The sequence below is a fragment of the Pseudomonas sp. 1121_17 genome (assembly GCF_052850745.1).
Window position 1 is genome coordinate 150,928 of sequence record NZ_VXCX01000003.1, and the last position, 25,491, is coordinate 176,418.

Genomic DNA, 25,491 nt, shown 5'->3' on the forward strand with positions numbered 1-25,491 from the left:
CTTCTCCTTAAAGGCCGAGCGCAATGCGTTGCGCAGTCAGTTGATCGACACCATTGATCACGCGCTTCATACCCAGCGCATCGATCTCGTAGACCAGTCGGCCATCGACTTCGAGCTTGTAGTAGGTCACGGCCACGCTGTGCTTGATTTCAGCTTTGTCACCGGACTTCCAGTCGCCCATATCGACTTCCTTGAGGGCGCCGCGCAGGGTCACCACCACCGGATTGATCTTGCCCTTGAGGCCTTTGAAGGCGCCGCGGAAGGTGCCGTTGAAGCCACTGCCATCGGCCAGGCCGAAGAACTTGAGGGCGTCGCGGCGCACGCCGGTGGTGGTGAACGCCGCCTCCTGTTTCTCCATGCCTTGGTCCATTTCGACCGGCATGTCCATGCCGCCTGGGCGGTGCTCTTCCATTTTCAGGGTGAGCTTGGGCAGGGTCAGGCTGGGTACATCGCCCTGGAAGCTGACGCCATCGACGAACAGGTTCAGGTTGGCCAGGGTTTCGGGAATCATTGCCATGTTGATGCGCTCCTTAAGCGACGGAATCAAGGACTTCGGTCAGCCACTGGTTGGTGACTTCAACGCGGAAGTTGGGGTTTTCAGCAGGTGGGACGTCGGTGAAGCGGATGTTCCAGTACACCTTGCCCTGCTCGAGCTGGCTGGCAGTGTTCAGCTCAGGGTCGGCGAACACCTCGAAATTGATGATCGCGCCCTGGTTCTTCAGGTCGCGCATGAACGCCTGCAGGCCCTCGGTGACGTCCTTGACGTAGGTCGCGGTAATGGCGCGATCGACCGCCCATTTGTGGCCATACAGGATCGCGTCCATGACGATATCCATGGTCCGCACACGGGTGACGAAGGCCCACTTCGCGTCGGCCGACAAGGTGCGGTTGCCCCACAGGCGGAAGCCGTCGTCGCGAATGATGGTGGCGATGTTGGCGTTGTTGAGCAGGTTGGCTCGGCAGGTTTCGTCACCGTCGAGGAATTCGATCGGGCGACCGGTGCCGGTGATACCGACGAATTCCTTGTTCGATGGCGAGGCCCAGAAGCCGTACTCCGCGTCGGTCCAGGCGAACAGCCCGGCCACATACGCCGAGCCAGGCGCGTCGACCGTGGCGTTTTTGCTGGTGTCCCAGTACTGCACACCCGGATCGACCATATAGGAGCGCTTGGCGCCGAACTCGCCGGCGTAGGCGATGACCGCTTCATCGGTGGTGTTGGGGCCGTCGATGATGGCAATTGCGCGCAGCTTGTCAGCCAGCGCCACCAGGGCAGTAGCGACAGCCTGGGTCGCGCTGTGCTTGGGGGTAACCAGCAGACGCGGCTGGGCGTTGAAGCGGCTTTTGCCGTCGAGAAGTGCCTGCAGGCCGGTCCGCTTGCCGTCCGCCAAGGTGCCGCCGATGATCGCCGAGGTCTGCTCGGCCGCGTCCTCAAGCTTGGCCACCCCGCAGGCGACAATCACCGCCTTGGCACGGGTAAAGACGGCTTGGCAAGCCTTGGTGATCGCCGCGTCAGGGCCAAACGCGGCAATCGCCTCGCGCTCGCTGGTGATCAGCATCAGGTCATTGGGCTGAGCGGTAAGCGCTGGCGCCGGGGTGAAGGTATCGACCAAACCAATGATCGAGGACGACGGCAAAGCGATCGTGCGTGCGCCGGTGTCGACGTTTGTTACGGTAACGCCGTGAAAGAAGCCAGACATAAATTCTCCAGATATGAAAAGGCCCCGCGTCAGCGAGGCCATCAGGGGTACAGCAGAAAAGAAAACGCCCCGTCGGTGCGGGGCGTTATTGGGATTGGTCGGCGATCCAGGGCGGCGCGACCGGCCTGTGCTCGACGACGGGAAATTGATCTGACTGGGGCCAGTCGCGCAGATCCTGCAGGTAGCCCAGTAGTTCGGCGAACTGGTCGGCTGGCAGGGTGGTTTCGCGCTCAAGGTCCTGCTCGTCGCGGTGACGGTCGCGCAGCCACTGCCGCGTAGCCAGTTCAGCATCGCGCCATTGCCGCTCTTGCTCTGCCTGCTGTTCCTGTGTAAGCGGCGGCGGGTCAATCAGTATTGGCAGCCCCTGCTCATCATGGCTTCGGAGCTTGCCAGGCTCAGGGTTGCCTATCACCGAATCAAAGCAGTCATCGGAGATTTCCACAGCATCTTCAGGAATTGCCTTATGGATGCCTACGAGGTAGCACATACCCGTACTCATGCTGTAAAGCCGTTTCATAGATCAGTATCCGATTGCAAAGTAGGAATTAGTCTGGGCCGCCGAGTTGGCGCTGAAGAACGTTGATTCTGTGGCTCCCCAGAACTCTGCTGCCTCAAAGGCTGACGAAAGATTGCCCCAAGGCGAACCCACCATGCTCAGGCACTTGGTGGGAAACGGAATCACGAAGTTTTTCTGAGTACCCGCAACAGCAGAAGACGGCACCGTGCCCCATTGAAAAACAAAACCACCTAGCCAAGTTGGCAAAATCAGGTAACCGTTTGACGTCATGCTCGCGGCAAAGCCAAAACGCATTCGTTTGGGCGTTACTACCGCAATTTCAGTAGCCCCCTGGTTGACCTCGGTTTGAGTGGCGATCGTCCCTGTCAGTAGCGGGTTGCCGCTCCACTTCAAGACTCCGGCGGCGTCCATGATCAATCGACCCGCCTTGCGAGCCGCCCAGTAAAACCCAATCCCCGGCGCGTATTCGTCGGTAACCTGGGCCGCACCTACTTCCTGAGCTTCGCGCATCACAAGGCCCACATCCAACGAGCCTATCCCTGCGGTAGGTGACGCCAATTGCGGCTGCTGCCTGCTTGCGTAATTGTTCTTGACCACCAACGCATCGGCGATGCCGTAGCCTGCCAACGTGGTTGCTTTATCGGCTTTCGCATCGGGATCAAAGTTGCCAGAGTGAAAGACCTTGCGAACCGGCTTGTATTCGTTGCCGGTATGGCCTCGGAACAGCAAACTTTCGTCGCGTCCGTAGAGCTGAAATCCGGAGCCGTTCTCGACACTTATTGTCAGCACGCAGCCTGCCGCCACGCCCAAGGCATTCTGATGCCCATTTGACGGGTTCTGATAGATCACCGAACTTTTGACCACCGACGCGATATCCGTCGGGACGCTGGTAAACAGTGGCAGCGCATCGACAATGCCATATCCGCCCAACGTGGTGCCTTTGTTTGCTTTGCTTGCCAGTGCGCTTGTCGTCGTGGTGGCAAAGTTGGGGTCATTGGCCAACGATGCGGCTAGTTTCTTGAGCGTGTCGAGCGTACCCGGTGCTGAATCGACTACGGCGGCAATAGCAGTTTGGACGAATGCGGTGTTGGCGATCTGCAGCGTGTTTGAACCCTTGGCTGCAGTTGGCCCTGTCGGAATACCTGTAAACCCTGGGCTTTCCAGATTCGCCAGCTCGAACGGCTCCTGCCAGGTTCCATCGTTGTTACTTACCCGCCCTAAAATCCGCTTTTGGTAGGGATAGTTGGCAATCTCGAACCCACGATTAGTGGCGTACGCCATACGCTGTACGAATACGAGCAGAGGGTATGGCGATATCACTGAGGGATAGTAGTAGTTGCCAGACGGCAGGCTGTTTAATTCCTCTTTAGTCGCAGGTATGGCGCCGCTGGTGGTATGGCCAAGACCATATTGAGCGTTGAATTGCGCCACCATACGGCGCGCCCAGTAAGTGTTAACCGAACTGTAGTCATTGGACTCAGGCGCAACTGTGGGTACCCGTGGGTTCCCAGTGAAGAGCGGGCTGTCCAACGCAGCCTTGAGCGCGAGCGCGGCAGTGACCTCAGCTTTGGTGTACACGTCCGTCAGACCGTAGCCAGCCACCGTGGTTGGATTGGCTGCAGCCGTGACGTGACCGTTCTTGTCGACCGTAACGCTACGGTAAGTACCGGCAGCAACACCGGTGCGGCCAAACACCATCTCAAAACTCAAGCCCGAAACGCCGAGGGAAATCAGGGCATCAGTGACCAACTGCCAAATGCTATCGCCGTTGGCCGTACCTTTCTCCACGTGCACCAAAAGCCCCGGCGTCACCTTAGCGCTGGTATCCGTGTCTGCAGACCGGGTCCAGGCCCCGGCAGCCACGCTATACAGCCCGTTGTCCTTCGCCGCGGTCTGATTCTTGACCAACACACGGTTGCCGGGCAGCAACGCCACCCCGTCGACCGTCTGCAGGCCGCCGAGGACGATGTTTGCCGTGGTGGCCGCTACCACCGAATGCTTGAAATCCTGCCTCGCCAATTCCTCGGTGACCCACTCCCGAGTGGCAAGTACCACGCTAGGATCAATCTTCAACTGGACGTTGCTGGCACTACTCACCACCAGGTTCATCCGCACCACTTGGGTACGTCCCGAGCCTTGACTTAGGAGCGGCTTGTAGGTCGGTGCACAATTTGCCACAGCGACCATGTCGCCATCCGCATCGTATAGGGCAATTTCGCGAATCCAGTGCCCACCCACCTCGGCAGGAATCACCTGCTCGGCGACGATAACCGCACTGTTCTTGTCATCTACCTTGAGTTGATTCAACGGCGCACGTCGCCACTCGTTGATTAGGCTGACCTGGGTCGCGTTTGGAGTTGGATCGTTGCCGTTGGCATCTCCCACCCCCAGTTGAGTAATCTTCCAAGCGATGCCCAACGCATCGGCATTAGCCTGTTTCGCCGCGCCCACATTAGTGAGAATGGCGTAGAACTGTGAATTCTGATCAACCATGAGCAATGTCCAAGATATCAATTGAATGTTCGCGACCACCGCGACCGATGGTGCCGGTGACCGCAATGACCGATGAGGCGGGCGGAAAGACATCCAGCTCGTCGCCGTCCTGAATGGCGCAGCCCAAGTGCAGCGCGCCGCGGCTTTCAAGACTTATCACCAGACCTGTCAGGTGCCGGCTGACAGGCTTGGCGTCATCAATCAGCGCCGACAACTCGGCATACGTCTGCTCACTGATGCCCGCATCGGAAACGCCAATCTTCAAAGCGAAGGTTCCAGGCACAGCAGCCGGCTTGGCCTGCCACCACTCTTCCACTTCAATCAGGTAGCCAAACGGCTCGACCACACGCCGAAGTGCGCCAAGGGTGCCTTTGTGGGCATGTACGAAGAACGACGAGCGAATCACCGAGCGTTTGATCGCGTCGCTCCAACTGTCGTCCCAGCGGTCGACCGACCAGGCCCAGGCAAGTTGATAGAGCAAATGCGGCGGGCAGTTTTCGGGGCTGTAGAGCAGGCGCAAGTCGACCTTGAGGTCTTCATCGCCTGCGGCTTCGATGGCGCATTCCAGCGCGGTGCGGTTGAGCGGCAGCAGGCTGTCCATATCAGCCGCCCCGCTTCAGATCGAAGCCCGTGCACCACGCAGCCTGGGACTTGCTCGGGCGGATGTCGGCCCAGCCGCTGAGTTCAACCCGACTGACCCCGCCAATGTGCAGCTGTGCATCGATCCCGGAGCGTGCAACTTCGACGCCCAGGCGTCGACGCGGGTTGATCCAGGCTTGTAGCCGACGACGGCACTCGGCGAGCACCGCCTCCGACTCAGGGCCGCTGTCAGCGATGTAAAGGGTGGCATCAATGCGGTACGGCAAGACCTCGGCACTACGCACGCTGACGCGGTCGGCTACCGGGCGAATGTCATCGTCATTGAGGTACGCGGCCACCTGGGCCAGCAACTGCGCATCTGCTACACCGTTGCCCTCCAGGCTCAACACAGTGACATCGACGACCGCGGGCGACGGGCTCTCGGCGGTCGCGTCAGCGACCAGCCCCGAGGCGTTGCGAGCGTGCAGGATGTAACTGTTGCGCGGCCCGGCAGTGGTAAGCCCCTCGTAGACCAACTGCACCCGCTCGCGCAGTGCCGCGTCAGACTCGAACAGTGCCTCGAGCGGCGGTACCTGAGTCCGGTCTTCAGTCTGGATGAGCAAACGCTGCAGGCTGACATTGGTCGCTAATTGGTCGAGGTCGCTGCCTTGGGCGTAAGCCAACAGCAGTGCCTTGGCCGCGTCGTTGATGCGTGCCCGGTTGAGCAATTTGCGGTAGGCCCCGACCTCCAGCAGCTTGCAGACCGGGTCACTTTCAAGCTGTGCGGTCCAAGCGTCCCCCAGATGCGCGCGAAAGGTCTGCAGATCAGCCTGATACAAGGCCTCGTAATCGAGATCTTCGAGCAACTGAGGTGCTGGCAACCGGGCCAGGTCGACTTGGCTCATACCTGCACCTCGAGCGTGGCATCAGCGCCCAGGTAGCGGCCACGCAGGCTCATGCTGACCTGACCGCCGATTACCGCAATCACCTTGACTCGCTCCAATTGCAAACGCGGTTCCCAACGCCCCAGGGCACGGGCGACTTCAGCTTGGACTGCGCTTTTCCAACCCTCGTTGACCGGCAGGTCGACGTAGCGGCGCAATTGGCTGCCGTATTCCGGGCGCATGCGGCGGCTGCCGAGGGGGGTAGAAAGGATGTCTTCAATCGATTGACGCAGGTGGGCGATGCCGGCCAACGCCTGGCCGGTGCGCCGGTCCATACCGATCATGGCGCACCTCCAGGCGAGCACCGGACAGCGATGGCCGAGCCCCATGGGCAGGTTTGCATAGCAGTCTCCTGACAGAAAAAAACCCGCATCGGCGGGTCTGTTAATGTTTGTGATTGGCCGTATTGCCGGCCGTGTCGATGATCTGGCCGCCACCATTGATATCGCCGCTGACCACCAGCGGGCCCTTGATCGAGACGCTACCGGTGAAGGTGATCGCCGCTGCGTCAAGGCTGATGGCGCAGTCGCTGACCTGCAGCGTGCTGGCCCCGACCCGGATGCTGGCGTTACCGGTCGGCAAGTGGATGTCGTAGCGCCGAGCTTGCCAGTCGTAGGCGAGTGAGCCGCCATCGGCGAAATGCCACACTTCAAGGTGGTCACGGTTATCTGGTGGGCTCCCGGCATTGCCATACAGTCCCGGGAAAAACGTGCCCTGAGCCGGCTCGCCGCTGGGACTCAACAGCACACCCTGCTCGCCAATACTTGGCGCGCGCCAGTGGCGGGCCTGGCCTGCCGCCAGTGCATGCCAGCGCAACCAGGCGCTGCTCCAGCCGCTGCCATCCGAGACCCGTACCCGCGCAGCGGCAGGGTCCACCGCCACGACGCGGCAAGGGATGACCAGGCAGGCCAACATGCGGTCGTGCATTGAACTTGAGTAACTCATGACAGCTCCTGTGCAGGGAAGTAATTGCCCTCGTTGCCAGGGCCGGTTTCCGGGCTGATCCCCAGCATCAACTGCCCAGGCGGCTGGTCGGGCCAATCCCAGCGTGGCTCGCCGAGCAGCACCGGCTGGTCCCAGCGCACCGTCCAGCCACTGCCGTCGAACTGAGCCTCGACATTGCGGCTCGCTTCGACGAAATCCAGCTCCCAGAACTGCTGGCGCAGCACGTCGATCAATTGCGCTGCCAGGAGGCTGCCCTGCAGGCGCGCCTCGGCCTGGGCGCTATCCGCGGCGGTAATGTCCGCCTCGAAACTGGCGAGCAGCACCGAGCGCCCGTCGCGGGGGGCAGGATCGGCCGTCATGCGCACCACGCCATAGCGCAGTGCGGGTAATGCCGTGCTGTTTCCTACAGCTGAATATGCATCGACTGACGCAAGTTCCGGGATCGCCTCACGAATGGTTGCGGTTACTGCCGCGTGTAAGGTTGTCAGTTCGCTCATGTTCAGGGCTCCTCTCGCACATCTGCCCGCGCGCCGTCGCGCAGCCCAAGCCGCTTGGCTGCCCAGCGCTCATAAAGGCCGATGGCAACATCTGCTCCCGCCATCGCCGTCAGGCAGCCAAAGGCGCTGGCGCTCCAGATCGACATGCCGCTGGCGTACAGCAGCATCACCGTCGACACGCCACAGATCATGCATGCCCCGGAACGCAGCGCCAGCCGGCGCACCAGCGACCAGCCTTTTGCTCCAGCCTTGTCGGCCCGCCACATTTCGCCGGAAACACCGCCCAGCAACGCCAGGACGATTACCAGCCAGAGCGGCATTTCCAGTAACGCTTGTTGCTCGTTCGTCACTGCCCTGTCTCCTGTGTGATGCCCGCCGACGACTGTCGACAGGTCGGTTTACGCTTCAACTCAGCATTCCAAAAAGCCCGCCATCGCCGGCTTTTCAGTAATGCGTGGTCAACCGCAGGCCACTACTGGTGACACCTGCGGTCATGTCCAAAACTGTTCACTCCGACCGCGGCCGCCTGCCCGCCGGAAAACTGTTCGTGGTGCTTTACGCTGCACACCCGGGCCAGTTGCCAACCCTCTGAACAGTTGAGGCCTGTTCATCGCTGCCTTTGCAACAACCGGTTTCTGCCCGGCTTGAGAAACACGTTATGCGCATATGCATATGCAGTCAATGCATTTATTCATAGGTTTTCACATGAGGATTTGCTGATATGCATGAAGGCCATGCATCACGCTGGCTGTAGGACTTTTCTGCAGGCGAAAAAAAACCCGCCGAAGCGGGTTTGTTCTGACGATATTCACTCAGCGGGCGTACATCCCCCACCAGAAGACGTGGCCCAGCAGGCTGATCTGCTCATCCTGCATCTGCTGGAAGGTGTAGTCCTCGTCGGGGTGCTCATCGCGGTTGAAGCTGCGCAGGCGGATGCCGGTTGGCAGGCGATATACCTGCTTCACACGTAACTGGCCGTTGTGATTGATGGCATAGAGGTCGCCATCGACGATATCGCCGATCGCACATTTACCGGTATTGACCCCTACCGTGGCGCCATCACGCAGCACCGGCAGCATGCTGTTACCGCGCACGGTCACGCACTTGGCGTTGTCGAACTGGACGCCATTGTGGCGCAGGCTGCGCTTGCCAAAACGCAGGCGCGCACGCTCGCTCTCTTCGATGACGAATCTTCCTGATCCTGCTGCCAACTCGACCTCGCGAAGAAAGGGCACGCTGACCTCGTCGTCCTCGACGGGGGTTTCGTCGTCCCACAGGCTGATATCGCTCATGTCGGCATGACCATGAGCCGGCTGCGCCGCTTCACGCGAATCGCCGAGTTCGGCGCGGCCACGTAACTGGTCGGTGCTGACGCCGAAATACTCGGCGATTTTGGAGACGTGTTTGTCTGACGGATCAACGATCTTTTCGCTGAGAATCCGCGAAAGCGTGGATTGGGGAACGCCCGTGCGCCGGTGCAGCTCCGTCGGAGACAGGCCGTGGCGATCGAGCAAGGTCTTGAGTACGGAGGCTACGTTGCGTTTTTGCATAAGCCGCATAATGCAACGAGTTGTGCGCAAATGCAATTGATGCGGCAGCGCACGGGCCAGCCAGCGCTTGGCAGAGCGCGGCAATCCAATGGCGTATCGTCCCTGCATCGCTGGGCAAAAGTCTGTAACATTGCCGGTTTCAAAATCGCCCACCGAATCACGCTGTAAGGCCCCGAATGTCTGACCTCTCCGCGCACACTCCAATTGTGCTGGGGTATTAACGTCATGAGCGCCCAAGCCCCATATACAAGGGCTTGGGCGCTTTTTTAGTAGTTACTGGCGAGACGCTGAAAGGGCATTGAGGGGCATAGAATGGCGCTCGGTTTGCCCCATTTGTGCCCCAAACCTTCCCAGCCGCACCGGGCAGCGCCCCACGCTTTGTCATAATAGTGCCTCAACCTTTATACTGTACGAACATACAGCTAAATTTGAGTTCTCAGATGTCTGCAGACGTAATCGACACGCAACCCATTCGATTAGTCTTGGATGACGAACAGCTCGAGGCCATGGAATGGCTGATGGAGCAACTGCCGCTTGGCTTCCTACCCTACCACTGCGCTCCAGCGCGCTCCCTGCTGGGCTGGAGCGTCGAGGCCTTGGCGTTTCGTTCGGGCGTATCACCAGGCGCGATAAGGAGCATCGAGAACGGGGCCGAACTGCGCCGCGTCACGATGCAGGCCCTTGCTCATGCACTGGAGGCGAAGGGCCTAGTGTTCTTCCCTGGCCACCCTCCCCTGCGCGCCGGCAACTGCCGAGGGGCCACGCCTCATCCCCGTACGAGGGACGACCACCATTTGATCGAGTGACCAGATCAGCGAACCTTCCATAGCTGATCAATCCGAGTTGTGTAGGAGCGACTCATCATTTCCCGGCGCATCCCCCAATCGGGGGTGCGGGGGACGGTCGCCGTGTGCATAGTGCCTCTTCCATATTTTCCGTTGATCTCGTCCAGCACCGACATTAGCCGGTCGCTTGCCACCGGCTGCGTGACCGCAAACAGATCATCAGTGAACTCGCCAGGCTGCCGCAGATCCAGCAGCAGCACCTCTGCCTTACTGTACCGAAAACCGGGCCTGTAGATCCGCGCAACTGCCTCTGCAGCGGCTCGCGTGAGTAGCAGCGTGTCGTTGGTAGGGTATGGCAGCTCAACCAAAGCGCCCTGGGCATAGCGGGCTTCATCGGGATTGAACATGCCGGTGCGGATACTCACTCGAATGCGCTTGCACACTGATCCCTGAGCACGCAGCTTCTCCGCCGCTCGCCCGGCGTAGGTGGCCACCGCCTGCTTTATCGGAGCGATCTCGGTCAAACGCTTGCCGAACATCCGGCTGCAGCAGATCTCCTGCTTTGGCGGGTCAGCCTCCTCAAGCTCGAGGCAAGGTGTGCCGGCGAGCTCCCTGGCTGTCTTCTCGACCACCACGCTGAATTTTTGCCGAAGGGTCCATGGATCCGCTTTGGCCAGATCCATCGCAGTGCGGATCCCCATCGCTTCGAGGTGGGCAGTCATCCGCTTACCGATTCCCCACACCTCTTTGACGTCGGTATTGCGCAACACCCAATCGCGCTTGAAGGGGTCGCAGATGTCGACCACCCCCCCAGTCTCAACCTGCAGGCGCTTTGCGGTGTGATTGGCCAGCTTTGCCAACGTCTTAGTCCGCGCAATACCAACCCCTACAGGAATGCCGGTGCACCTAAGGATCTTGGCCCGCATGTCACGGCCGAACTGGGTCAGATTGCCAGGGATGCCGGTGAGATCTGCGAATGACTCATCGATCGAATACACCTCAGCTCCCGGAACCATAGCCTCGATCAGTGACATCACGCGCTCGCTAATGTCGCCATACAGGGCGTAGTTCGAGGAGAAAGCCACAATGCCATGCCGCCGCAGCTTTTCCTTGGCCTGGAAGAAAGGCTCACCCATTTTGACGAACGGCTTAGCATCGTAGGATCGAGCGATCACACAGCCGTCATTGTTGCTCAAGACGACTATTGGCGTCTTGGCCAGGTCAGGTCGGAAGACGCGCTCGCAGCTTGCATAAAACGAGTTGCAGTCGATGAGGGCGAACACCTGATCACTGCGCATGGTCGCGCACGCTATAGCGAACCACGCCCCAGATCATCAGGTCATCGCCTTCCATGACGTGGCGGGGCGGATAGGCAGGGTTCTCTGACTGCAAGATCAGCGCGCCGTCACGGCGGTACAACCTTTTGCAGACAGGCTCAGCGTTGATTGCAGCAATCACGATGTCTCCGTGTTCGGCTTCACTGCTACGGTCCACGATCAGGAGATCACCGGAATGGATCCCGGCGCCCTGCATACTGTCTCCCTCCACTTGAACCAGGTAGACATGAGGGGCACGGAGGTCGAACAGCTCATCAAGGGAAATATGCCGTTCAAGGTGGTCCGCTGCAGGTGAAGGAAATCCCGCTGGCACGCGGAATGAGTAGATGGGCAGCAACGCAGGCCCGCCCGTGGGCGTCCCAAGAAAGGTGATTGTCATGGCAGGTCGATCCAACTCAAACTGTATATTCATACAGTAAACTAGTAGGACTCATTCCGGTCAATACCAATACGATGAGAAGCTGATCAACGTCGAGGTGGGTTATGTGCGGACGGTACTCGATCTACGAGTCAATGGATCACTATCTCCAGCAGCTATCGCTGGATCTTGTGGTGATCAACGGCTACGACCATGAGCGGATCAACCGCTACAATGTGGCGCCGTCAACTCGCGTCGAGTTGATTCGCCCAAGCGATGGCGGCGTCAGCGTTGACCGAGTGAAATGGGGATGGTCGCCCTTTTGGGCGAAGGGGAAGCGCCTCGACCCCATCAATGCGCGGGCCGAGACTGTGGTGATGGGAAAGTTTTTCAAATCGCTTTGGCCGGGTGGCCGGGCGTTGGCGCCTGCTAATGGGTGGTTTGAATGGATCCCAGACCCAAGTGACTCGAAGCGCAAGCAGCCCTACTACATCACTGCGGCAAACGAGGAACCGTTGTACTTTGCGGCGCTGGCTGAGGTTCACCCAGGTCTAGAACCCGATGACCGAGATGGCTTTGTGATCATCACCGCTGCAGCTGACGAAGGACTGATCGATATCCATGACCGTAAGCCGCTCGTGCTGACGCCTGAGCTTGCACGCGAGTGGATTGCCCAAGACACCACAGCTGAACGGGCCGAGGAGATCGTGCAGACTGGCTGCCGACCTGCTACGGACTTCAGATGGTACCCTGTGAGCAAGCATGTAGGAAATGTCCGCAACCAAGGCCAAGAGCTGATCGACGAGGTTTCAATATCACCGCTAGAATAGCTGCGTCAGCCCCACAGTCTGCCAATTCGGAAATCAGTGTTGTCATTGAATGACCGACCAGACATCGCCTTAGCATGAATCGCGTAACCTAGCCGCGTAAGTCAACCTAGTCTTAAGCTCAAAGTGGTAGCAGCAGAGCATCCTCAGCATCAGTAAGATTCAAATGTCAATACCGGGCACGGCCCTTGAGATTCTATGAATAAGACGACCCACACGCCGCCACATGCAATTCTGCTCATTGAGGACGAGCCGGCAATTCGAGACATGATAAAAATCATCCTTGAAGACCTTCCGGCTGAGATCACGTCGGTAGCCACGGCAGATGAAGGAATCGTAGCGCTGCAACGCCAGCCTTGGAATTTAATCATTGCGGATGTCCAAACTCCCGGGCGGTATGATGGGTTTCATCTAGCCCACGTAGCCCGCCAGCACCTTCCGCAGACTGGAATAATACTCATGAGTGGATACTACGGTGAGTTCGATGCTCCTCGTAGCCCAGGCTTGAGCTTTATTGAGAAACCATGGAAGGTGGATGATTTTTACGCTCTAGTTACGTTTCATCTCGCTGAAGATCGATTTGCACCGGACTAAGCCGGCCAGGTGCGGATGTCAGGGCGAGGCTCATTGCATCAATCAGCTCGTTCAGCGACCAAGGCTTGAAAAGAAACTCAGACGGTTTTCGATGGTGCGCAACCTCGAGCTGATACCCCGAGGTCAAAATTGTCGGTATAGCGGGCCACTTTCCATTGACCAGTGTGAGGAACTCTGCACCTTTAATCTGACCAGGCAAGCCATGGTCGGCAATAATCAAGGAGCACCTTCCATGGCTTTCAAGCAGCGCTATCAGTGCATCATCTGCAGACTCAAACGCTAAACAGTCGCCCCCGAGCTCGGTGATGATGTCTGCCGCCAAATGACGTAACGCTACATCATCCTCAACCAAGATTATAACCTGCCCGTCAAGGGAGAGGCCGTTGTTCTCGATTAGCATTGCAATCACCCTCGCCTATGAACCAGAGAGTGTTTCATCTCTCGTCGGCTCGGTCGATAATGGCATAAGGCCATGAAGGTCCTCCTGGTGTGACTGGCTCGGTCAGCCTGCAATAGGCAGTCAAACTGAGGGCCGCCAGCGCACATCTTCGATGCCATAACGCTCAGCAGTGGGTCTACTTACCTTTTTGAAATTCTTTTCGCCGCTGAAACGTGGAATCAAACCTACTCCAGCATCACAGCTCGCCCAGTGCCAGGCTTCCTCATTGGTCATTCTTTGATGACGGATCACAAACGAGCGGTCAGCTCCGTGAAGCTTGTATTCAACAATGTAGAGCCCATCAGACATGGTGCGTTTCCCTCCGGTTCGTTGTGTCCTGAGGTCTTAGATTTGCTATAAGCCGCTTCGTTTCCAGCATAGGGAAAAAAGAGCAGCTACACTGGTGATTGGCTTTCGTTCCGCCCGGATGACGAAAGGTAAAAGGAGGGTAGTCATGTGGCATCGAGGCGAAATCTTTTGGCAATGGGCTGATCCATCGCTTCATCATCGAACCCATGTTGAAACCATGGAGAATGGGGTGGCGATTGATGTACAAGCACGTCTGTCGCGCACCGGAGCTACTCAGCTATTTATCGGGATATACGCAAAGGATGGCCAGGCTCTGTACGAGGAAGCTTTTTTGAAGCGCCCAGGGGAGACCATGACGAGAGCATTACTGTGGGGCGCTGGAAAAGCTAGGGAGACAGCCGAAGGCTGCGCAGCGACACCTTGGCCCACAGCAAACTTAGCTGATAAGCCAAGAAAACAAGTGGATGGAACGTCCTAAACCCAAATGTGGAAAGCGGCAAATGCCCGCGTAAGGAAGGGACATTCAGCTATGACCCCTCTTCCCAGTGCATTACCTCGAAGACATGAGCTCAGAGCGGAAGGGCATTGTCCGTTGCCAGCAAGCTGAACCAGAGCCTCGACTGGACTTCAGGAATGGTCTGCGGGTTCGGCGGGCCGGCTGGGGTGTTGACGCACCCTCGCCGGCTCGCTCTTATCAACGTGTAATTTCGCGCACGTAGGCCTGGCAGGCCCGGAGCGCGATCAGTCCTCGATCGCCTTCGTCGGTGATGGCGACAATTCGTTGAGCATGCGCTGGGTCAAGGTTGGCTCGTAGGACTCCATGTACCACGCCTCCGGCGCTGGCGGCGGTTGACACCCCACAGCCACAACTCTCGGCTGTGGTTGCGGCGAGGATGACTGACAGCCGTAGATCAGCAGTAGCGAGCCTGTCACGCAGGCGAGCTTGAGTAGTTTGAGCATCACTCATCTCCTTCCAATGGGTGCCCATAATGGACTTCAAACGATCTTCCAAGCCGCGACGGTGCTCCTGTTCTTCAGCCTGCCATTTGATGACCGCCGCAGCTGCGCCTTCACGCTCGAGCCGATACTCGCCAGCCTGATCAGCCAGCGCTTTTCCGTAGTGGTTGTCCTGCCACAGCCATGTGCCACGAGCGCCGAGGTATGCGCCAAGCAACAGTGCGAGGATTGCCAGACGCCAACCCAGCGCGTTCACTGCAGCACCTCGAGCGCTCGCTTGTAGAGGGCCATGCGATCTTCCAGGCCATTGGTGCCGCCGTTGATCCGCTTGGTGATCGTCAAGATGTCGCCCTTGTCGGCGAGGGTGTTGAGACCAGCCCGCTGCCAGTACCAACCTGCTGACAGCGCCGCATAAACAGGCTGTTCGAGCAACTCAGGAGTGTTGAGGAGGCGACTGTCACCAAATAGCGCCTCGCTGCACGCCTCATAGTTCGCGCGGCCGGTTACTTGGATGAGCCCTCGGCCGCGGTATCGCTGCCCATCACCATCTGCTTCGGGCGTATTGCCGAGGCGCTGGGCCAGGCGCCCGGTGTCGTACTTGGCCAGGTAGGCATCATTGCCAAGTTCCCGCGCATAGCGGAGTTGCCCGGACTCATGGCCGAGCTGGGCGATGAAAGCAGCCATGCGCAACCGGGTGACGATGGCGTATTTGCCCATGGTGGCATTGAGTCCAGGAATAAAAACGCCGGCTTTTGCGCCGGCGTTGGGGAGAATCTGCAGCAGTTGCTTCTCGGTGATAGCCATTCGGTTTGTCCTTGAACAGGTTGATTTAAAGGTCATTGGGTTACAGCGGCTCGACCCTGAGCGGCTGCTTGGCTTTCTTCGTTTTCTTGCCGGCGGCCTTTGCTTTGCCCTTCTTGCCGCCGTTGCACTCGACGGTCGTAGACCAGCCGGACTGGGTAAAGACCTGCTCTACGCTTTCCACCTGGTACTCGCCATCAAGGCCCGCTTTGAAGCCATCGGCGTTGATCTGGCGCTCTGCAAACAGGTCAGTTCGCCCGGCCATTTCAAGCCGCACGGCGGCGGTGCTGCGGTTGAATGCCGCCAGCCGGGCTTTGGCGGCCTGCTTGGCTGCCGACTCGTTGGGGTAGATATGGCGGTCGGTGTGGACGGCCGGCAGGCCATCAGGCGATTCATCGTTGCCCAGCTCCACGACTTTCATGGCGCCAGTTTTGGGGTCTTGGTGCTTGGTCTTGACCGCCTGCTGCGTGCCTCGATCACCGAGCCGGAACGAATACCGGCTAACGTCCGCGCGGTTGATGGTCACGGCCGACAGCGTCTTGCCGCTTGCGCCTTGGTTGCCGTTCCTGGGCATGACCAGCAACTTGCCGTCGCCCACCTTGGCCGTGCAGTCGTACTGCTTGGCCAGCCGGGTGATGAAATTGAAATCGGATTCGTTGTTCTGGTCGATGCGCGCCACCTTGGCCTGCACCGAACAGACCGGGGTCCAGCCGTTACGCGCGGCCACGTCACGCACGATCTGCGCGAGCGGCACGTTTTCCCAACTGCCGCTGCGCGTGGTCTTGCCGCTGCCGCGCATATCGCTGGCCTTGCCGCGAATGGTGATGGTGTCCGGCGGGCCGGTCACTTCGACTTCATCGACGGTGTAACGGCCGAGGCGCGCCAGAGCCTGGCCGTCATAGCCCAGATAGACCTCGATCCCGCCGCCACGCTTGGGCAGGCTCACCTGCTGGGCGCGGTCGTCAATGCGCAACTCGAACTCGTCCGACTCCATGCCGGGCTTGTCTGTGGTGCGCAGCAACAGCAGGCGATCATTGATCAGCGCGGTAATGTCTTTGCCGTCCGCGACGATGCGAAACATCGGTTTCATGCGTGTGCTCCAGAAATGAAAAACCCCGCACTCGGCGGGGTTCGTTACGTGTAACGCGGGATCAATCCCACAGCATGATTGACTCGGTTTGCGGCGCCGGCAGATCCGGGAAGTGAATCAAGACGCCTGCCCGGTAAGGCTGCGGCTCGTCGGCCAGACCTTGGTTGGCCTCCAGCACCGTCTCGACCGTGCCGAGCAAGTGGCCGTAGACGTTGTGACAGAGGGTATCCAGCAGATCCCCGTCAGACGTTCTGCATGTCATCGCCATACTTCACGAACTCCAGCGAGAACCCTTGTTTGCGCGGGATACCGCCGGGCAGCAGCGCCCCTTGGTCTTCGTCCACGTTCGTTAAGCACCAGTTGCCCAGCACCTCGCCATAGCCTGTGATCAGGCTGAGCGGCTGCAGACGGCGGCCGATGGTGCGTAGCGTGTTCAGCTGGCCGATACCGCCCTTGAAGCCTGGGTAGATCGCGCCCTTGATCGTCAGCTTGTCTTCGCCCTGGCCGACCGCCTGCTGCGCAATGTCCCGCGTCAGCCGCTCTTGGCCAGCCCATCGAAAGCCCGTCTGCCGGCGCAGCTCGTCAAAGCCGGCCGTGTCCATGTTGAAGTAATACGGCTCAAGCTTGGGGTCGAGCGGCTGCATGATCAGCAGATGCGGGAACGGCTTCACCGCCTCGGGCGCCGGGGTGGCCTCGACGCCCAGGGCGCCGGTCGGCACGATGTTGCCCAGTGACGGGCTGATCTTGCCGGCGATGCGGTTGATCGCCGCCCCCGCCCGCGCGGCCTGCTCTTTGACGGCGCCGATTCGCTCCTGCACCTGACTGGCTGCAGTCACCACCCGGCTATAGGTCGCCGCCACCTGGCCAACAGCGGACTGGGCGGCGTTGATCGCCCGCATGGTCCGCTGCAGCTTGGCGCCGATGGCAGGCCCGATAAACGGGATGCCTTCCAGCTCCGAGGCCGCCCCTGTCATATCACTGACCGCCCCGTTGAGCGGCCCCAACATGCCGTCGAGGCTGGTCCGGCCAGCCTCCCCGGCCGCGATCAGTGACGACAGCGTGGACCCCATTAACTCCATGTAGGCCATATCGCCCCCTTACAGGTGTGCAGCATCAAATAGTTGAGTTGAGGCCATGCGGGCGCCCTGCTCGCGCTGGAATGACTCCCACTGGGCGCGCATGTGCGGCTCCAGCTCGCGGGCCAACTGCGCAGGGTCTTTAACATCCCCCTGCACCGTGATTGTGCTGGTCGGCGAGAACGTGAAGGCTTGGTCAACCTTCGGCGCCTCACCCCTTGGCGCTGCCGCTTTGGCCAGCTCCGGGGCGCTCGCTGCAGGTGCTGCCGTTGCCGCCATATCCCGCACGACGTTGCCCGTAGGCGGCGCCAAGCCGGCACCAGGGAACCGAACCTTGTTGGCCGTCAGTGCCGGCACAAGGTACGGGTCTTTTGAGTTGGGGTCGCGCGGGTCATACGAAACAGCAGGCGCTGCAGGTGCAACAGGTACAGCAGCCGCTTCGGGTGCCGCCGGCGACTTGGCCAACGCAGCCCCAGGGAACCGAACCTTGTTGGCCGTCAGTGCCGGCACGAGGTACGGGTCTTTTGAATCAGGGTCACGCGGGTCATACGAAATCGCCGGCGCCGGCGGTACTGCAGACGCGGCCAGCGAGACAGGCACAGGCGGCGGCAAAGACGCTGCCGGCGATACAGGCGCGGCGGGCGGATCTTCTTGCTTGACCGCCGGCGCCGGTTCCTCGGGCTTTTCCTCATCCTCGCCGAACCACTTCTTACCGAGGAACCCACCCAGCGACTCACCACCCATACCACCAATGGCCGCACCAATGGCACCGCCGATCACGGTCCCGATCACCGGCACGACAGAACCAAGCGCAGCCCCCATCGCCCCGCCAGCCATAGCCCCGGCCAAGCCGCCAGCGGCGCCGCCGTAGCCTTCGGCCTTCTCGTCCTGAGTCGTGGCATTCATCGCGGTATCAATCGCGCCCATGCCCGCGTCAATCACGTTGCCGCCCGGCAGGCGCTTGGCCAGCCGTGTGACGTTGCGAATGCTGCTGACCGTCTTGCCCAGCCCGGCCAGCTCGCCCGCACCTTCGGCCAGAGCCTTCGGCGCAATCGGCACGCTTGGCGCCTTGACGGCCGGCCGTGGTGCTTTAGCCGCCGGCCGTGGCGCGGCGCGAGACGTTGCACCCTGCCGCCGGGCGCGGCGACGACTGCGGCGACTCCCTGCCCGCTCTCCGGCGCCCGTAGCGGCGCCGCCACCAACACCCCCACCCAATGCGCCGGCATTGACCACAAAGACGCGCTGCGGCTCGCTGCTGAGGCCTGAGCCGCCATCGTTGGCCGCTGCGCCGCCAAAGACCTTGCCCAAGGCGCCCAGCCCGGCATCCACAGCACGATTGCCCGTCTTGGGCAGCGCATCGCCGGCACCGCCCGCGTTACGCCCACGGGTGCGCCCCATGATCGAGCCGCGCGCCACGTTGAAGACGCCAACCCCGATCTTGGCAGCGCTAAACGTGGTGATCAGCGCCGCGACAGCGGCGGTCACGCCGGCAGCGCCCATTACCATGCCTGGGAACTTGTCCGACAGGCCGGCGATGCCCTTCGCCACCCACGTCAGGCCTTTGGCGGCCGCGTCCGTGGCGGGCCGGATGGCATCGCCAATGCTGCGCATCGAGTCATCGACCGATTGCGACAGCTCGGACCACTGCTGCGCCGATGTTTCGCGGCGCTCAGCCAGGTTCTTGTCCAGAATCCCCGACGAATTCTTGGAGTCGTTTTTAAGCTGCTCATACAGCTCTTTGTTTTGCGAGTAGGCCGTAAGCGCGGCCTTGACCTGCATGTCTGCAAACAGGTCGCCGGTGCGCAAGGATTTCTCCAGCGCATCGAGCGCCGCCTTGGCCTTCTCCGGGTCGACTTCGCTGCTGATCTTGGCCTTGGCGTCCTTGATCTTTTGCGCCTTCGCCGGGTCAGTGGCTTCCACATATTTCATCGCCAGGGCCATCGACGACTCAATGCTGCTCATGCCCTTTTGAATGCCGGTATTCAGCGAGCCTTGGTAGTCGATACCAACATCCGCGTAGGCCTTGACCACATCCCCCGAACCGATTTTCTCTACCCAGTTCTTGAAGTTGTTGGCAGCCTCGTCCGAGCTGCCCGCCGTTTTCATCTGCACTTGGAGCATGGAACCGAGCGACGTCACCGCATCCAAGCCGGTGCTGCCGTTCTTTTCCATGCTGGCCAGCAGTTGCGGGAACCAGCGCGCCATGTCGCTGGCCTCGAAGCTGCCCGCCTGGCCTTGGTAGGCAATAGCCTCCAACGCCTGCTGCATCACCTTCGGGTCGTTGATCTTGGCGTTCTGCTGCAGGGCCATGATCATGCTGGCCGTGTCGACGCCGGACGCGCCCTGACCCACGGCGAACTTGGCCGCCATCGGTGCGTAGGCCATGGCCTTGTCCAGTTCCATGCCAGCGCCGACTAATTGGTTGATCAGATCCGCCACGCCGTTGCGGGCCATGCCGGTGTCTTTGGACGTGCTGATCACCGTACGACTTAGCTGCACTTCCTGGGGCTTGTTGACCGCATCCGCTTTGATCGCAATATCACGGATGATAGCCTGATAGTCCGCGCTGATCTTGGTCGGGATCGCCGTCAACCCCATCCCGATCACGGCCTTTTGAACACCGGACGCGAGCGCAGACTTTCCCCCTCCGATTTGCTGATGACCCTTGACCTGCAGATCGGCCGCTTTCGCCTCGCGTGTCAGGCGCTTGTACTCCTGACCGAGCCGACCGACCTCGACTCCCTGCTTGCGCAAGGCCGTCAAATTTCCCTCCAGCTTGCGCAGCAGCTTGTCGGCGCCGGCGGCGCCGGTGTCGTGCGCCCGCTTCCATTCCTCGCGCAGCTTGACCGTTTCGCCGATGGTGCTTTTCAGCACCTTGGCCTTGTTGCCTTTCTTCTCCAGCTTGCCAATACGGTCCTCGACCGTGTTGAACGCGGCGCCGACCGACGATGCGACGGCGCCCCCGATCACCAGCGATAACGCCAGCTTGCCTGCCATACGCCACCCCTCAACGGCTCAATCCGTGAGCCACCAAACCACATCCTCCCAAGCCATGGCCGCTATCTCAGCGGCCGAGAAACCCAGCTCGACAGCGAGCCGCTTGGCCAGCTGCTTTTGCAACTTGGGGTTAAAGCTCGTCGTCCTGCACCAGGCGAAAATAGCCAGTCTGCAGACGGGTGTAGTCTTTCAGGGCCATGCCTTCCAGTTCCTTGACGTTGACCTCGGCCAGGCTGGCAAACAGGTTGAGTTCTCGCTGCTCTTCGTCGCCGGCACCGGCCTGCGCGCTGCGGATATCGCGCACGGTCGGCGCGCGCAGCGACAGCTTGTCGACTTGAATGCCATTGGCCTCGATAGCCTTGGTCAGGGTGACGGTCACGCGGTCGTTGGTAACGGTCAGCCAGGACGGGGTTTTGGTTTCTTGTGCCATGGGGAAAATCCTTATTTCAAAAAAGAGAGGGGTTACAGGCCGAGGGCGGTGCGCTGAGCGGCGAGCTGGTCAACGCCGTTGATGACGCGCTTCATGCCCAGGGCGTCGATTTCGTAGATGACCCGGCCGTCGATTTCCAGCTTGTAATAGGTCAAGGCCACGTTGTGCTTGATCTCGGCCTTGTCGCCAGCCTTCCAATCACCCATATCAACCTCTTTGAGGCTGCCGCGCAGGGTGACGATGGCGGCGACTACTTTGCCCTTGAGGCCTTTGAAGGCGCCCCGGAACGTGCCGTTGAAGCCGGTACCGTCGGCCAGACCGAAGAACTTGAGCGACTCGCGGCGCACGCCGGTGGTGACAAAGCCGGCCTCTTGTTTCTCCATGCCTTGGTCCATTTCGACTGGCATGTCCATACCGCCTGGGCGGTGCTCTTCCATTTTCAGCGTGAGTTTGGGCAGGGTCAGGCTGGGCACGTCGCCCTGAAAGCTGACGCCATCGACAAACAAATTCATGTTGGTCAGGGTTTCGGGAATCATTGCCATGGGTAGCGCTCCTTAAGCGGCAGGCGAGAGAATTTCGTTCAAGAAATCCTTGGTGATTTCAACGCGGAAATTAGGGTTTTCAGCAGGCGGCACATCGGTAAAGCGGATGTTCCAATAAACCTTGCCCTGCTCCAGCTGGCTGACCGTGTTCAACTCGGTGTCCGCGTAGACCTCGAAATTGATAATCGCGCCCTGATTCTTGAGGTCGCGCATGAACGCCTGCAGGCCTTCGGTCACGTCCTTGACATAGGTTGCGGTGATCGAACGGTCGACCGCCCACTTGTGCCCGTACAGGATCGCGTCCATGACGATATCCATGGTCCGCACGCGGGTGACGAACGACCATTTCGCGTCTGCAGACAGGGTACGGTTGCCCCACAGGCGGTAGCCGTCGTCGCGAATGATGGTCGCGATATTGGCGTTATTGAGCAGGTTGGCCCGGCAGGTTTCGTCACCGTCGAGGAATTCAATCGGGCGACTGGTGCCGGTGATACCGACGAACTCTTTGTTCGACGGCGAGGCCCAAAAACCGTACTCCGAGTCAGTCCAGGCGAACAGGCCGGCCACATAGGCCGAGCCAGGCGCGTCGACCGTGGCGTTTGCAGTGGTGTCCCAATACTGCACACCCGGGTCGACCATGTAGGCGCGCTTGGCGCCGAACTCGCCGGCGTAGGCCATGGCGGCCTCGTCGGTGGTGTTGGGGCCATCGATGATGGCGATTGCGCGCAGCTTGTCAGCCAACGCCACCAGGGCGGTACCGACCGCCTGGGTCGCGCTGTGCTTGGGCGTCACCAGCAGTCGCGGCTGAGCGTTGAAACGGCTCTTGCCGTCGAGCAGCGCCTGCAGGCCGGTACGCTCGCCGCCCAGCAACGTGCCGCCGATGATCGCCGAGGTTTGCTCGGCCGGATCTTCAAGCTCGGCCACGCCGACCGCGACAATGACCGCCTTGGCGCGGGTGTAGATGGCTTGGCAGGCCTTGGTGATCGCCGAGTCAGGGCCGAACGCGGCAATGGCCTCGCGCTCGCTGGTGATCAGCACCAGGTCATTCGGCTGCGCAGTGAGCGCCGGCGCCGGGGTGAAGGTGTCGACCAAGCCAATGATCGAGGACGAAGGCAGGGCGATGGTGCGCGCGCCGGTGTCGACGTTCGTTACGGTAACGCCGTGAAAGAAGCCAGACATAGACTCTCCAGATATGAAAAGGCCCCGCATCAGCGAGGCCATAGGGATACAGCGGAAAAGAAAACGCCCCGTCAGTGCGGGGCGTCAGATGACCGATTGAGGATCTTCGGGACTGGGCGGCCAATCGACAGCGGCCGGGAAGCCCTCTTGCTGCTCGATGCGATTCAAATCGACGCGGTAGCCCTTCCAGGCCAGCAGTGCCGATGATTCCTCACCCGTAGCAGTGCCAAGGTCTGCCGCGTCCTGCAGCGGGGCGATCCGCAAGGCCGCCAGAGCCAGGCGCTCATCGCGCTGAGCAATGACTTCCAGGCGCAAGGCCTCAAGCTGTGCCAGTTCGTCCAGTACCCAGGCCGCGCCATTCCAGTTGTAGTAAGCGCCCGGATACGGGTCACGGGTCAGCTCGGACGGCAAAGGCCCAAGGGCTTTGTAGGTCAACTGCTCACCCGTGGCGGTCAAGTAGACCGCGCCTCGGTTGTCCTCGACCTGCACCCAGGCGGACTGGTCAGCGCTTCGCACCACCGCATAGCCCTCGGCCGCCGGCGGTGGCTCATCGACGTATGCCCACGCAGGAATTAGCCAGCCCCCCTCTTCCAGCGGGTCTGGGTCGGCGACTCCTACGCCGCAAAACTGCCCGGTGTAGGGGTCAGCGTGGTAAATCTTCGGTGCGTCCATTGAAACCCCTTAGAACTTGATAAAGGCCAGCAACGCAATGTTGCGAGGGCGCGCTTCGTTACCGCCCTCGGCGGCGACTGTGATGGTGTGGCTGTGCGAAACACTGTTAGTGCCGCCACTGATCGTATGGGTATGAGCGCCGCTTTCCTTGATCGCAGTAGCGTCAACAGAAGTTGTGCCGTTGCCTCGGTAGGCGCCATACGGCTGAGTCTCAGAGGCATACTGACCACCGTTGGCGGTCATGTTGTGGACGTGCGCACCGCTGCTATTCGTATTGCCCGTAACGGAGTGGGCATGTGCATCTACAGAGGCCGAGGCCGCGTGCGCATGGCTCAGGTTCTGGCTGTCCTGCCACGACCCCAACCCACGGCCGGTGTCGATGTTTCGGCCATCATCCAAGCCCCGCACAAACTCACCGCGCAAATCCGGCACGTTGAACGTGGTAGACCCGTTGCCGGCGCCGTAACTTGTGCCAATGGCCGCAAAGAGCGCCGCATAGGCCGTTCGACTAACCGCTGCCCCGTTGGACTTGATAAAGCCGCGCGGCGCAGTGTTGCCCGCGAAATACACGACAGCCCCTGTATCCACGCCGGCGTCCAGTCGCTCCCAGCTGCTCCATACCCCTGAGACGAAATTACGCGCATAGACTGCATTGCCACCGCTGTATTGCCGAGCAACCTGGCCACGGTTGGCCGCCATAGTGACGCCAGAGTAAAACGTCGTGGTGATGTACCAATAATTCAGCGTATCCGGGGCGTTCGCGTGCTTACTGAGAACGATGTAGTTCAGCGACTCATTCGGATCTTGCGTAGACGAACCTATCGCCAGACCTAAGTTGGTGATATCGGTGACCGAGTGGGTATGCACCACAGGCGCCTTGCCAGCCAGCTGGTTGGTCATGGTCACGGCAAAGTTGGGGTCATTGGCCAATGATGCAGCCAGCTCCTTCAACGTATCGAGCGTGCCCGGCGCCGAATCCACCAACGCGGCGACCGCCACTTGGACGAATTCAGTCGTGGCCAGCAACTTGGAACTATTGCCTTTAAGCGGCGTAGGCGCTGTCGGCGAGCCGGTAAAGGCCGGACTGTCCAAGTTCGCGAATTCTTCCCACTTTTGCCATACCCCTCCGGTCCTGCGGCGCCACAGCACCCGAGACGCCCCCAGAGGCGACATCAGCTGAAAACCACCACCACCGTATACTTTGTGCAGGATCGTACCGGAAGCGCCGGAATAGGCCTGATTCAGCGTGCCGGCGTTGACGTAGTAAATGCCGCTTACCACTGTCGCATCATCCAGGTCAGGCATGGCCAGCCCAGTACCAACGTTCCCCAGCCCCAGCGCGTTAAGCGCCGCGTAAATGAATTCCGTCGTAGCCAGCTGGACAGTGCTAGTCCCGACCGCTGCCGTAGCCGCCTTGGGCACACCCCTCAGGATCGGCGAATCAACCTGCGCGCCCTCGGTCCAGTCCGACCAAACGAGGCCGTAAAAGTTACGGGACCACTCCCTGTTTAAGGGTCCGCGCACCGAGTATTTTTGCGTCACCAAGCCGGCCCCGGCAGCCTGGACCAGCAATGTCCCCGCCAGCGCTTCCGGGTAATTGAGCGCCAAGGTCGCCCCACCGTTCGACGGCTGACCAAAGGAACCCGGCGTGAGCATGGTATTCAGGTTGGTGCCGGCCGCGATGGCCCCGCCGGAAATCCCTGCAGCCCCCCACCCGATCAGGCCGAGCAGCGACTGAACAAACTGCGTGGTGGCCAGCGATACGTCGTTTGACGTGATCGCCGGCGTCGGCGCTTTGGGGTTCCCGGTGAACGTCGGATCTTTCAGCGGCGCTTTGCTAGCCAAGGCGTTGGTCATGGTCACGGCAAAGTTGGGG

Annotated in this window: 30 protein-coding genes; 4 read left to right on the forward strand and 26 right to left on the reverse strand. The window is 60.4% G+C overall.

Annotation, left to right across the window (positions count from 1 at the left end):
* Positions 1-7 precede the first annotated feature (7 nt).
* The 11 genes from FW789_RS08220 to FW789_RS08270 all read right to left on the reverse strand — a co-directional run bounded on the left by FW789_RS08220 (position 8) and on the right by FW789_RS08270 (position 9,222).
* Positions 8-517, reverse strand: coding sequence for a phage major tail tube protein (locus FW789_RS08220; protein ID WP_101317328.1), 510 nt, complete (start codon positions 515-517; stop codon positions 8-10).
* A gap of 13 nt (positions 518-530) precedes the next feature.
* The gene (locus FW789_RS08225; protein WP_186697712.1) at positions 531-1,697 is read right to left on the reverse strand and encodes a phage tail sheath subtilisin-like domain-containing protein; all 1,167 of its coding nucleotides are present in this window, start codon (positions 1,695-1,697) and stop codon (positions 531-533) included.
* Positions 1,698-1,782: 85 nt separating this feature from the next.
* Positions 1,783-2,214, reverse strand: a complete 432-nt coding sequence (locus tag FW789_RS08230; RefSeq protein ID WP_186697710.1) for a tail fiber assembly protein — start codon at positions 2,212-2,214, stop codon at positions 1,783-1,785.
* A 3-nt stretch (positions 2,215-2,217) separates the two neighbouring features.
* Positions 2,218-4,707 (reverse strand): phage tail protein, encoded by a 2,490-nt coding sequence (locus FW789_RS08235; RefSeq protein WP_446431286.1) that lies wholly within the window; start codon positions 4,705-4,707, stop codon positions 2,218-2,220.
* Entirely contained in the window at positions 4,700-5,308 is a 609-nt protein-coding gene (locus FW789_RS08240) for a phage tail protein I (protein ID WP_446431287.1), read from the reverse strand. The genes FW789_RS08235 and FW789_RS08240 overlap by 8 nt, the downstream gene beginning before the upstream one ends.
* A 1-nt stretch (position 5,309) precedes the next feature.
* Positions 5,310-6,191 (reverse strand): baseplate assembly protein, encoded by an 882-nt coding sequence (locus FW789_RS08245; protein ID WP_446431288.1) that lies wholly within the window; start codon positions 6,189-6,191, stop codon positions 5,310-5,312.
* Positions 6,188-6,514: a GPW/gp25 family protein gene (locus tag FW789_RS08250; RefSeq protein ID WP_207072529.1), complete on the reverse strand. Its 327-nt coding sequence runs from the start codon at positions 6,512-6,514 to the stop codon at positions 6,188-6,190. Before FW789_RS08250 ends, FW789_RS08245 begins: the two co-directional genes overlap by 4 nt.
* Before the next feature lie 100 nt (positions 6,515-6,614).
* Positions 6,615-7,175 (reverse strand): phage baseplate assembly protein V, encoded by a 561-nt coding sequence (locus tag FW789_RS08255; RefSeq protein ID WP_446431289.1) that lies wholly within the window; start codon positions 7,173-7,175, stop codon positions 6,615-6,617.
* Positions 7,172-7,672 (reverse strand): hypothetical protein, encoded by a 501-nt coding sequence (locus tag FW789_RS08260; RefSeq protein WP_446431290.1) that lies wholly within the window; start codon positions 7,670-7,672, stop codon positions 7,172-7,174. Before FW789_RS08260 ends, FW789_RS08255 begins: the two co-directional genes overlap by 4 nt.
* Positions 7,673-7,674: 2 nt before the next feature.
* Positions 7,675-8,022, reverse strand: a complete 348-nt coding sequence (locus tag FW789_RS08265) for a phage holin family protein (RefSeq protein WP_101317309.1) — start codon at positions 8,020-8,022, stop codon at positions 7,675-7,677.
* A gap of 462 nt (positions 8,023-8,484) precedes the next feature.
* Positions 8,485-9,222, reverse strand: coding sequence for a LexA family transcriptional regulator (locus FW789_RS08270; protein ID WP_103436346.1), 738 nt, complete (start codon positions 9,220-9,222; stop codon positions 8,485-8,487).
* Between the two features lie 440 nt (positions 9,223-9,662).
* Between FW789_RS08270 and FW789_RS08275 the strand changes: the two genes are divergently transcribed.
* Complete coding sequence (locus FW789_RS08275; RefSeq protein WP_446431291.1) at positions 9,663-10,028, forward strand: helix-turn-helix domain-containing protein; 366 nt, start codon at positions 9,663-9,665, stop codon at positions 10,026-10,028.
* 5 nt (positions 10,029-10,033) lie between these two features.
* Here the strand turns inward: FW789_RS08275 and umuC are convergent, their stop codons facing one another.
* Both umuC and FW789_RS08285 read right to left on the reverse strand, forming a co-directional pair.
* Positions 10,034-11,305, reverse strand: a complete 1,272-nt coding sequence (umuC, locus tag FW789_RS08280; protein WP_446431292.1) for a translesion error-prone DNA polymerase V subunit UmuC — start codon at positions 11,303-11,305, stop codon at positions 10,034-10,036.
* The gene (locus FW789_RS08285) at positions 11,295-11,723 is read right to left on the reverse strand and encodes a LexA family protein (protein ID WP_446431293.1); all 429 of its coding nucleotides are present in this window, start codon (positions 11,721-11,723) and stop codon (positions 11,295-11,297) included. The genes umuC and FW789_RS08285 overlap by 11 nt, the downstream gene beginning before the upstream one ends.
* Positions 11,724-11,827: 104 nt before the next feature.
* Here FW789_RS08285 and FW789_RS08290 point away from each other — a divergent pair, with 104 nt between their 5' ends.
* Both FW789_RS08290 and FW789_RS08295 read left to right on the forward strand, forming a co-directional pair.
* Positions 11,828-12,532, forward strand: coding sequence for an SOS response-associated peptidase family protein (locus tag FW789_RS08290; protein WP_446431294.1), 705 nt, complete (start codon positions 11,828-11,830; stop codon positions 12,530-12,532).
* A 195-nt stretch (positions 12,533-12,727) separates the two neighbouring features.
* The gene (locus FW789_RS08295; protein ID WP_340611148.1) at positions 12,728-13,123 is read left to right on the forward strand and encodes a response regulator; all 396 of its coding nucleotides are present in this window, start codon (positions 12,728-12,730) and stop codon (positions 13,121-13,123) included.
* On the opposite strand, the gene FW789_RS08300 is transcribed toward FW789_RS08295, so the two are convergent.
* Both FW789_RS08300 and FW789_RS08305 read right to left on the reverse strand, forming a co-directional pair.
* On the reverse strand, positions 13,083-13,523 hold the full coding sequence (locus FW789_RS08300) for a response regulator (RefSeq protein ID WP_340611146.1): 441 nt from the start codon (positions 13,521-13,523) through the stop codon (positions 13,083-13,085). The genes FW789_RS08295 and FW789_RS08300 overlap by 41 nt on opposite strands.
* A 120-nt stretch (positions 13,524-13,643) precedes the next feature.
* The gene (locus tag FW789_RS08305) at positions 13,644-13,871 is read right to left on the reverse strand and encodes a DUF6555 family protein (protein WP_340611144.1); all 228 of its coding nucleotides are present in this window, start codon (positions 13,869-13,871) and stop codon (positions 13,644-13,646) included.
* 145 nt (positions 13,872-14,016) lie between these two features.
* On the opposite strand from FW789_RS08305, the gene FW789_RS08310 reads away from it, so the two are divergent.
* On the forward strand, positions 14,017-14,349 hold the full coding sequence (locus FW789_RS08310; protein ID WP_340611141.1) for a hypothetical protein: 333 nt from the start codon (positions 14,017-14,019) through the stop codon (positions 14,347-14,349).
* A gap of 216 nt (positions 14,350-14,565) precedes the next feature.
* Here the strand turns inward: FW789_RS08310 and FW789_RS08315 are convergent, their stop codons facing one another.
* From FW789_RS08315 to FW789_RS08365, 11 genes are all read right to left on the reverse strand, one after another.
* Positions 14,566-15,084, reverse strand: coding sequence for a lysis system i-spanin subunit Rz (locus FW789_RS08315; protein ID WP_340611138.1), 519 nt, complete (start codon positions 15,082-15,084; stop codon positions 14,566-14,568).
* Positions 15,081-15,632 (reverse strand): glycoside hydrolase family 19 protein, encoded by a 552-nt coding sequence (locus FW789_RS08320; protein WP_446431295.1) that lies wholly within the window; start codon positions 15,630-15,632, stop codon positions 15,081-15,083. Before FW789_RS08320 ends, FW789_RS08315 begins: the two co-directional genes overlap by 4 nt.
* 40 nt (positions 15,633-15,672) lie before the next feature.
* The gene (locus FW789_RS08325) at positions 15,673-16,719 is read right to left on the reverse strand and encodes a phage late control D family protein (RefSeq protein WP_446431296.1); all 1,047 of its coding nucleotides are present in this window, start codon (positions 16,717-16,719) and stop codon (positions 15,673-15,675) included.
* A 61-nt stretch (positions 16,720-16,780) separates the two neighbouring features.
* Positions 16,781-16,987: a tail protein X gene (locus FW789_RS08330; protein WP_181107960.1), complete on the reverse strand. Its 207-nt coding sequence runs from the start codon at positions 16,985-16,987 to the stop codon at positions 16,781-16,783.
* Positions 16,962-17,807 (reverse strand): phage tail protein, encoded by an 846-nt coding sequence (locus FW789_RS08335; RefSeq protein ID WP_446431297.1) that lies wholly within the window; start codon positions 17,805-17,807, stop codon positions 16,962-16,964. The genes FW789_RS08330 and FW789_RS08335 overlap by 26 nt, the downstream gene beginning before the upstream one ends.
* Positions 17,808-17,816: 9 nt before the next feature.
* Positions 17,817-20,792 (reverse strand): phage tail tape measure protein, encoded by a 2,976-nt coding sequence (locus FW789_RS08340; protein ID WP_446431298.1) that lies wholly within the window; start codon positions 20,790-20,792, stop codon positions 17,817-17,819.
* Positions 20,793-20,922: 130 nt separating this feature from the next.
* Positions 20,923-21,222: a phage tail assembly protein gene (locus FW789_RS08345; protein ID WP_446431299.1), complete on the reverse strand. Its 300-nt coding sequence runs from the start codon at positions 21,220-21,222 to the stop codon at positions 20,923-20,925.
* A 32-nt stretch (positions 21,223-21,254) separates the two neighbouring features.
* A complete protein-coding gene (locus FW789_RS08350; protein ID WP_446431300.1) occupies positions 21,255-21,764 on the reverse strand; it encodes a phage major tail tube protein in 510 nt (169 codons plus the stop codon).
* 12 nt (positions 21,765-21,776) lie between these two features.
* The gene (locus FW789_RS08355; RefSeq protein ID WP_446431301.1) at positions 21,777-22,943 is read right to left on the reverse strand and encodes a phage tail sheath subtilisin-like domain-containing protein; all 1,167 of its coding nucleotides are present in this window, start codon (positions 22,941-22,943) and stop codon (positions 21,777-21,779) included.
* A gap of 84 nt (positions 22,944-23,027) precedes the next feature.
* A complete protein-coding gene (locus FW789_RS08360; protein ID WP_446431302.1) occupies positions 23,028-23,615 on the reverse strand; it encodes a tail fiber assembly protein in 588 nt (195 codons plus the stop codon).
* Between the two features lie 9 nt (positions 23,616-23,624).
* Positions 23,625-25,472, reverse strand: coding sequence for a tail fiber protein (locus tag FW789_RS08365; RefSeq protein WP_446431403.1), 1,848 nt, complete (start codon positions 25,470-25,472; stop codon positions 23,625-23,627).
* Between the last annotated feature and the right edge of the window lie 19 nt (positions 25,473-25,491).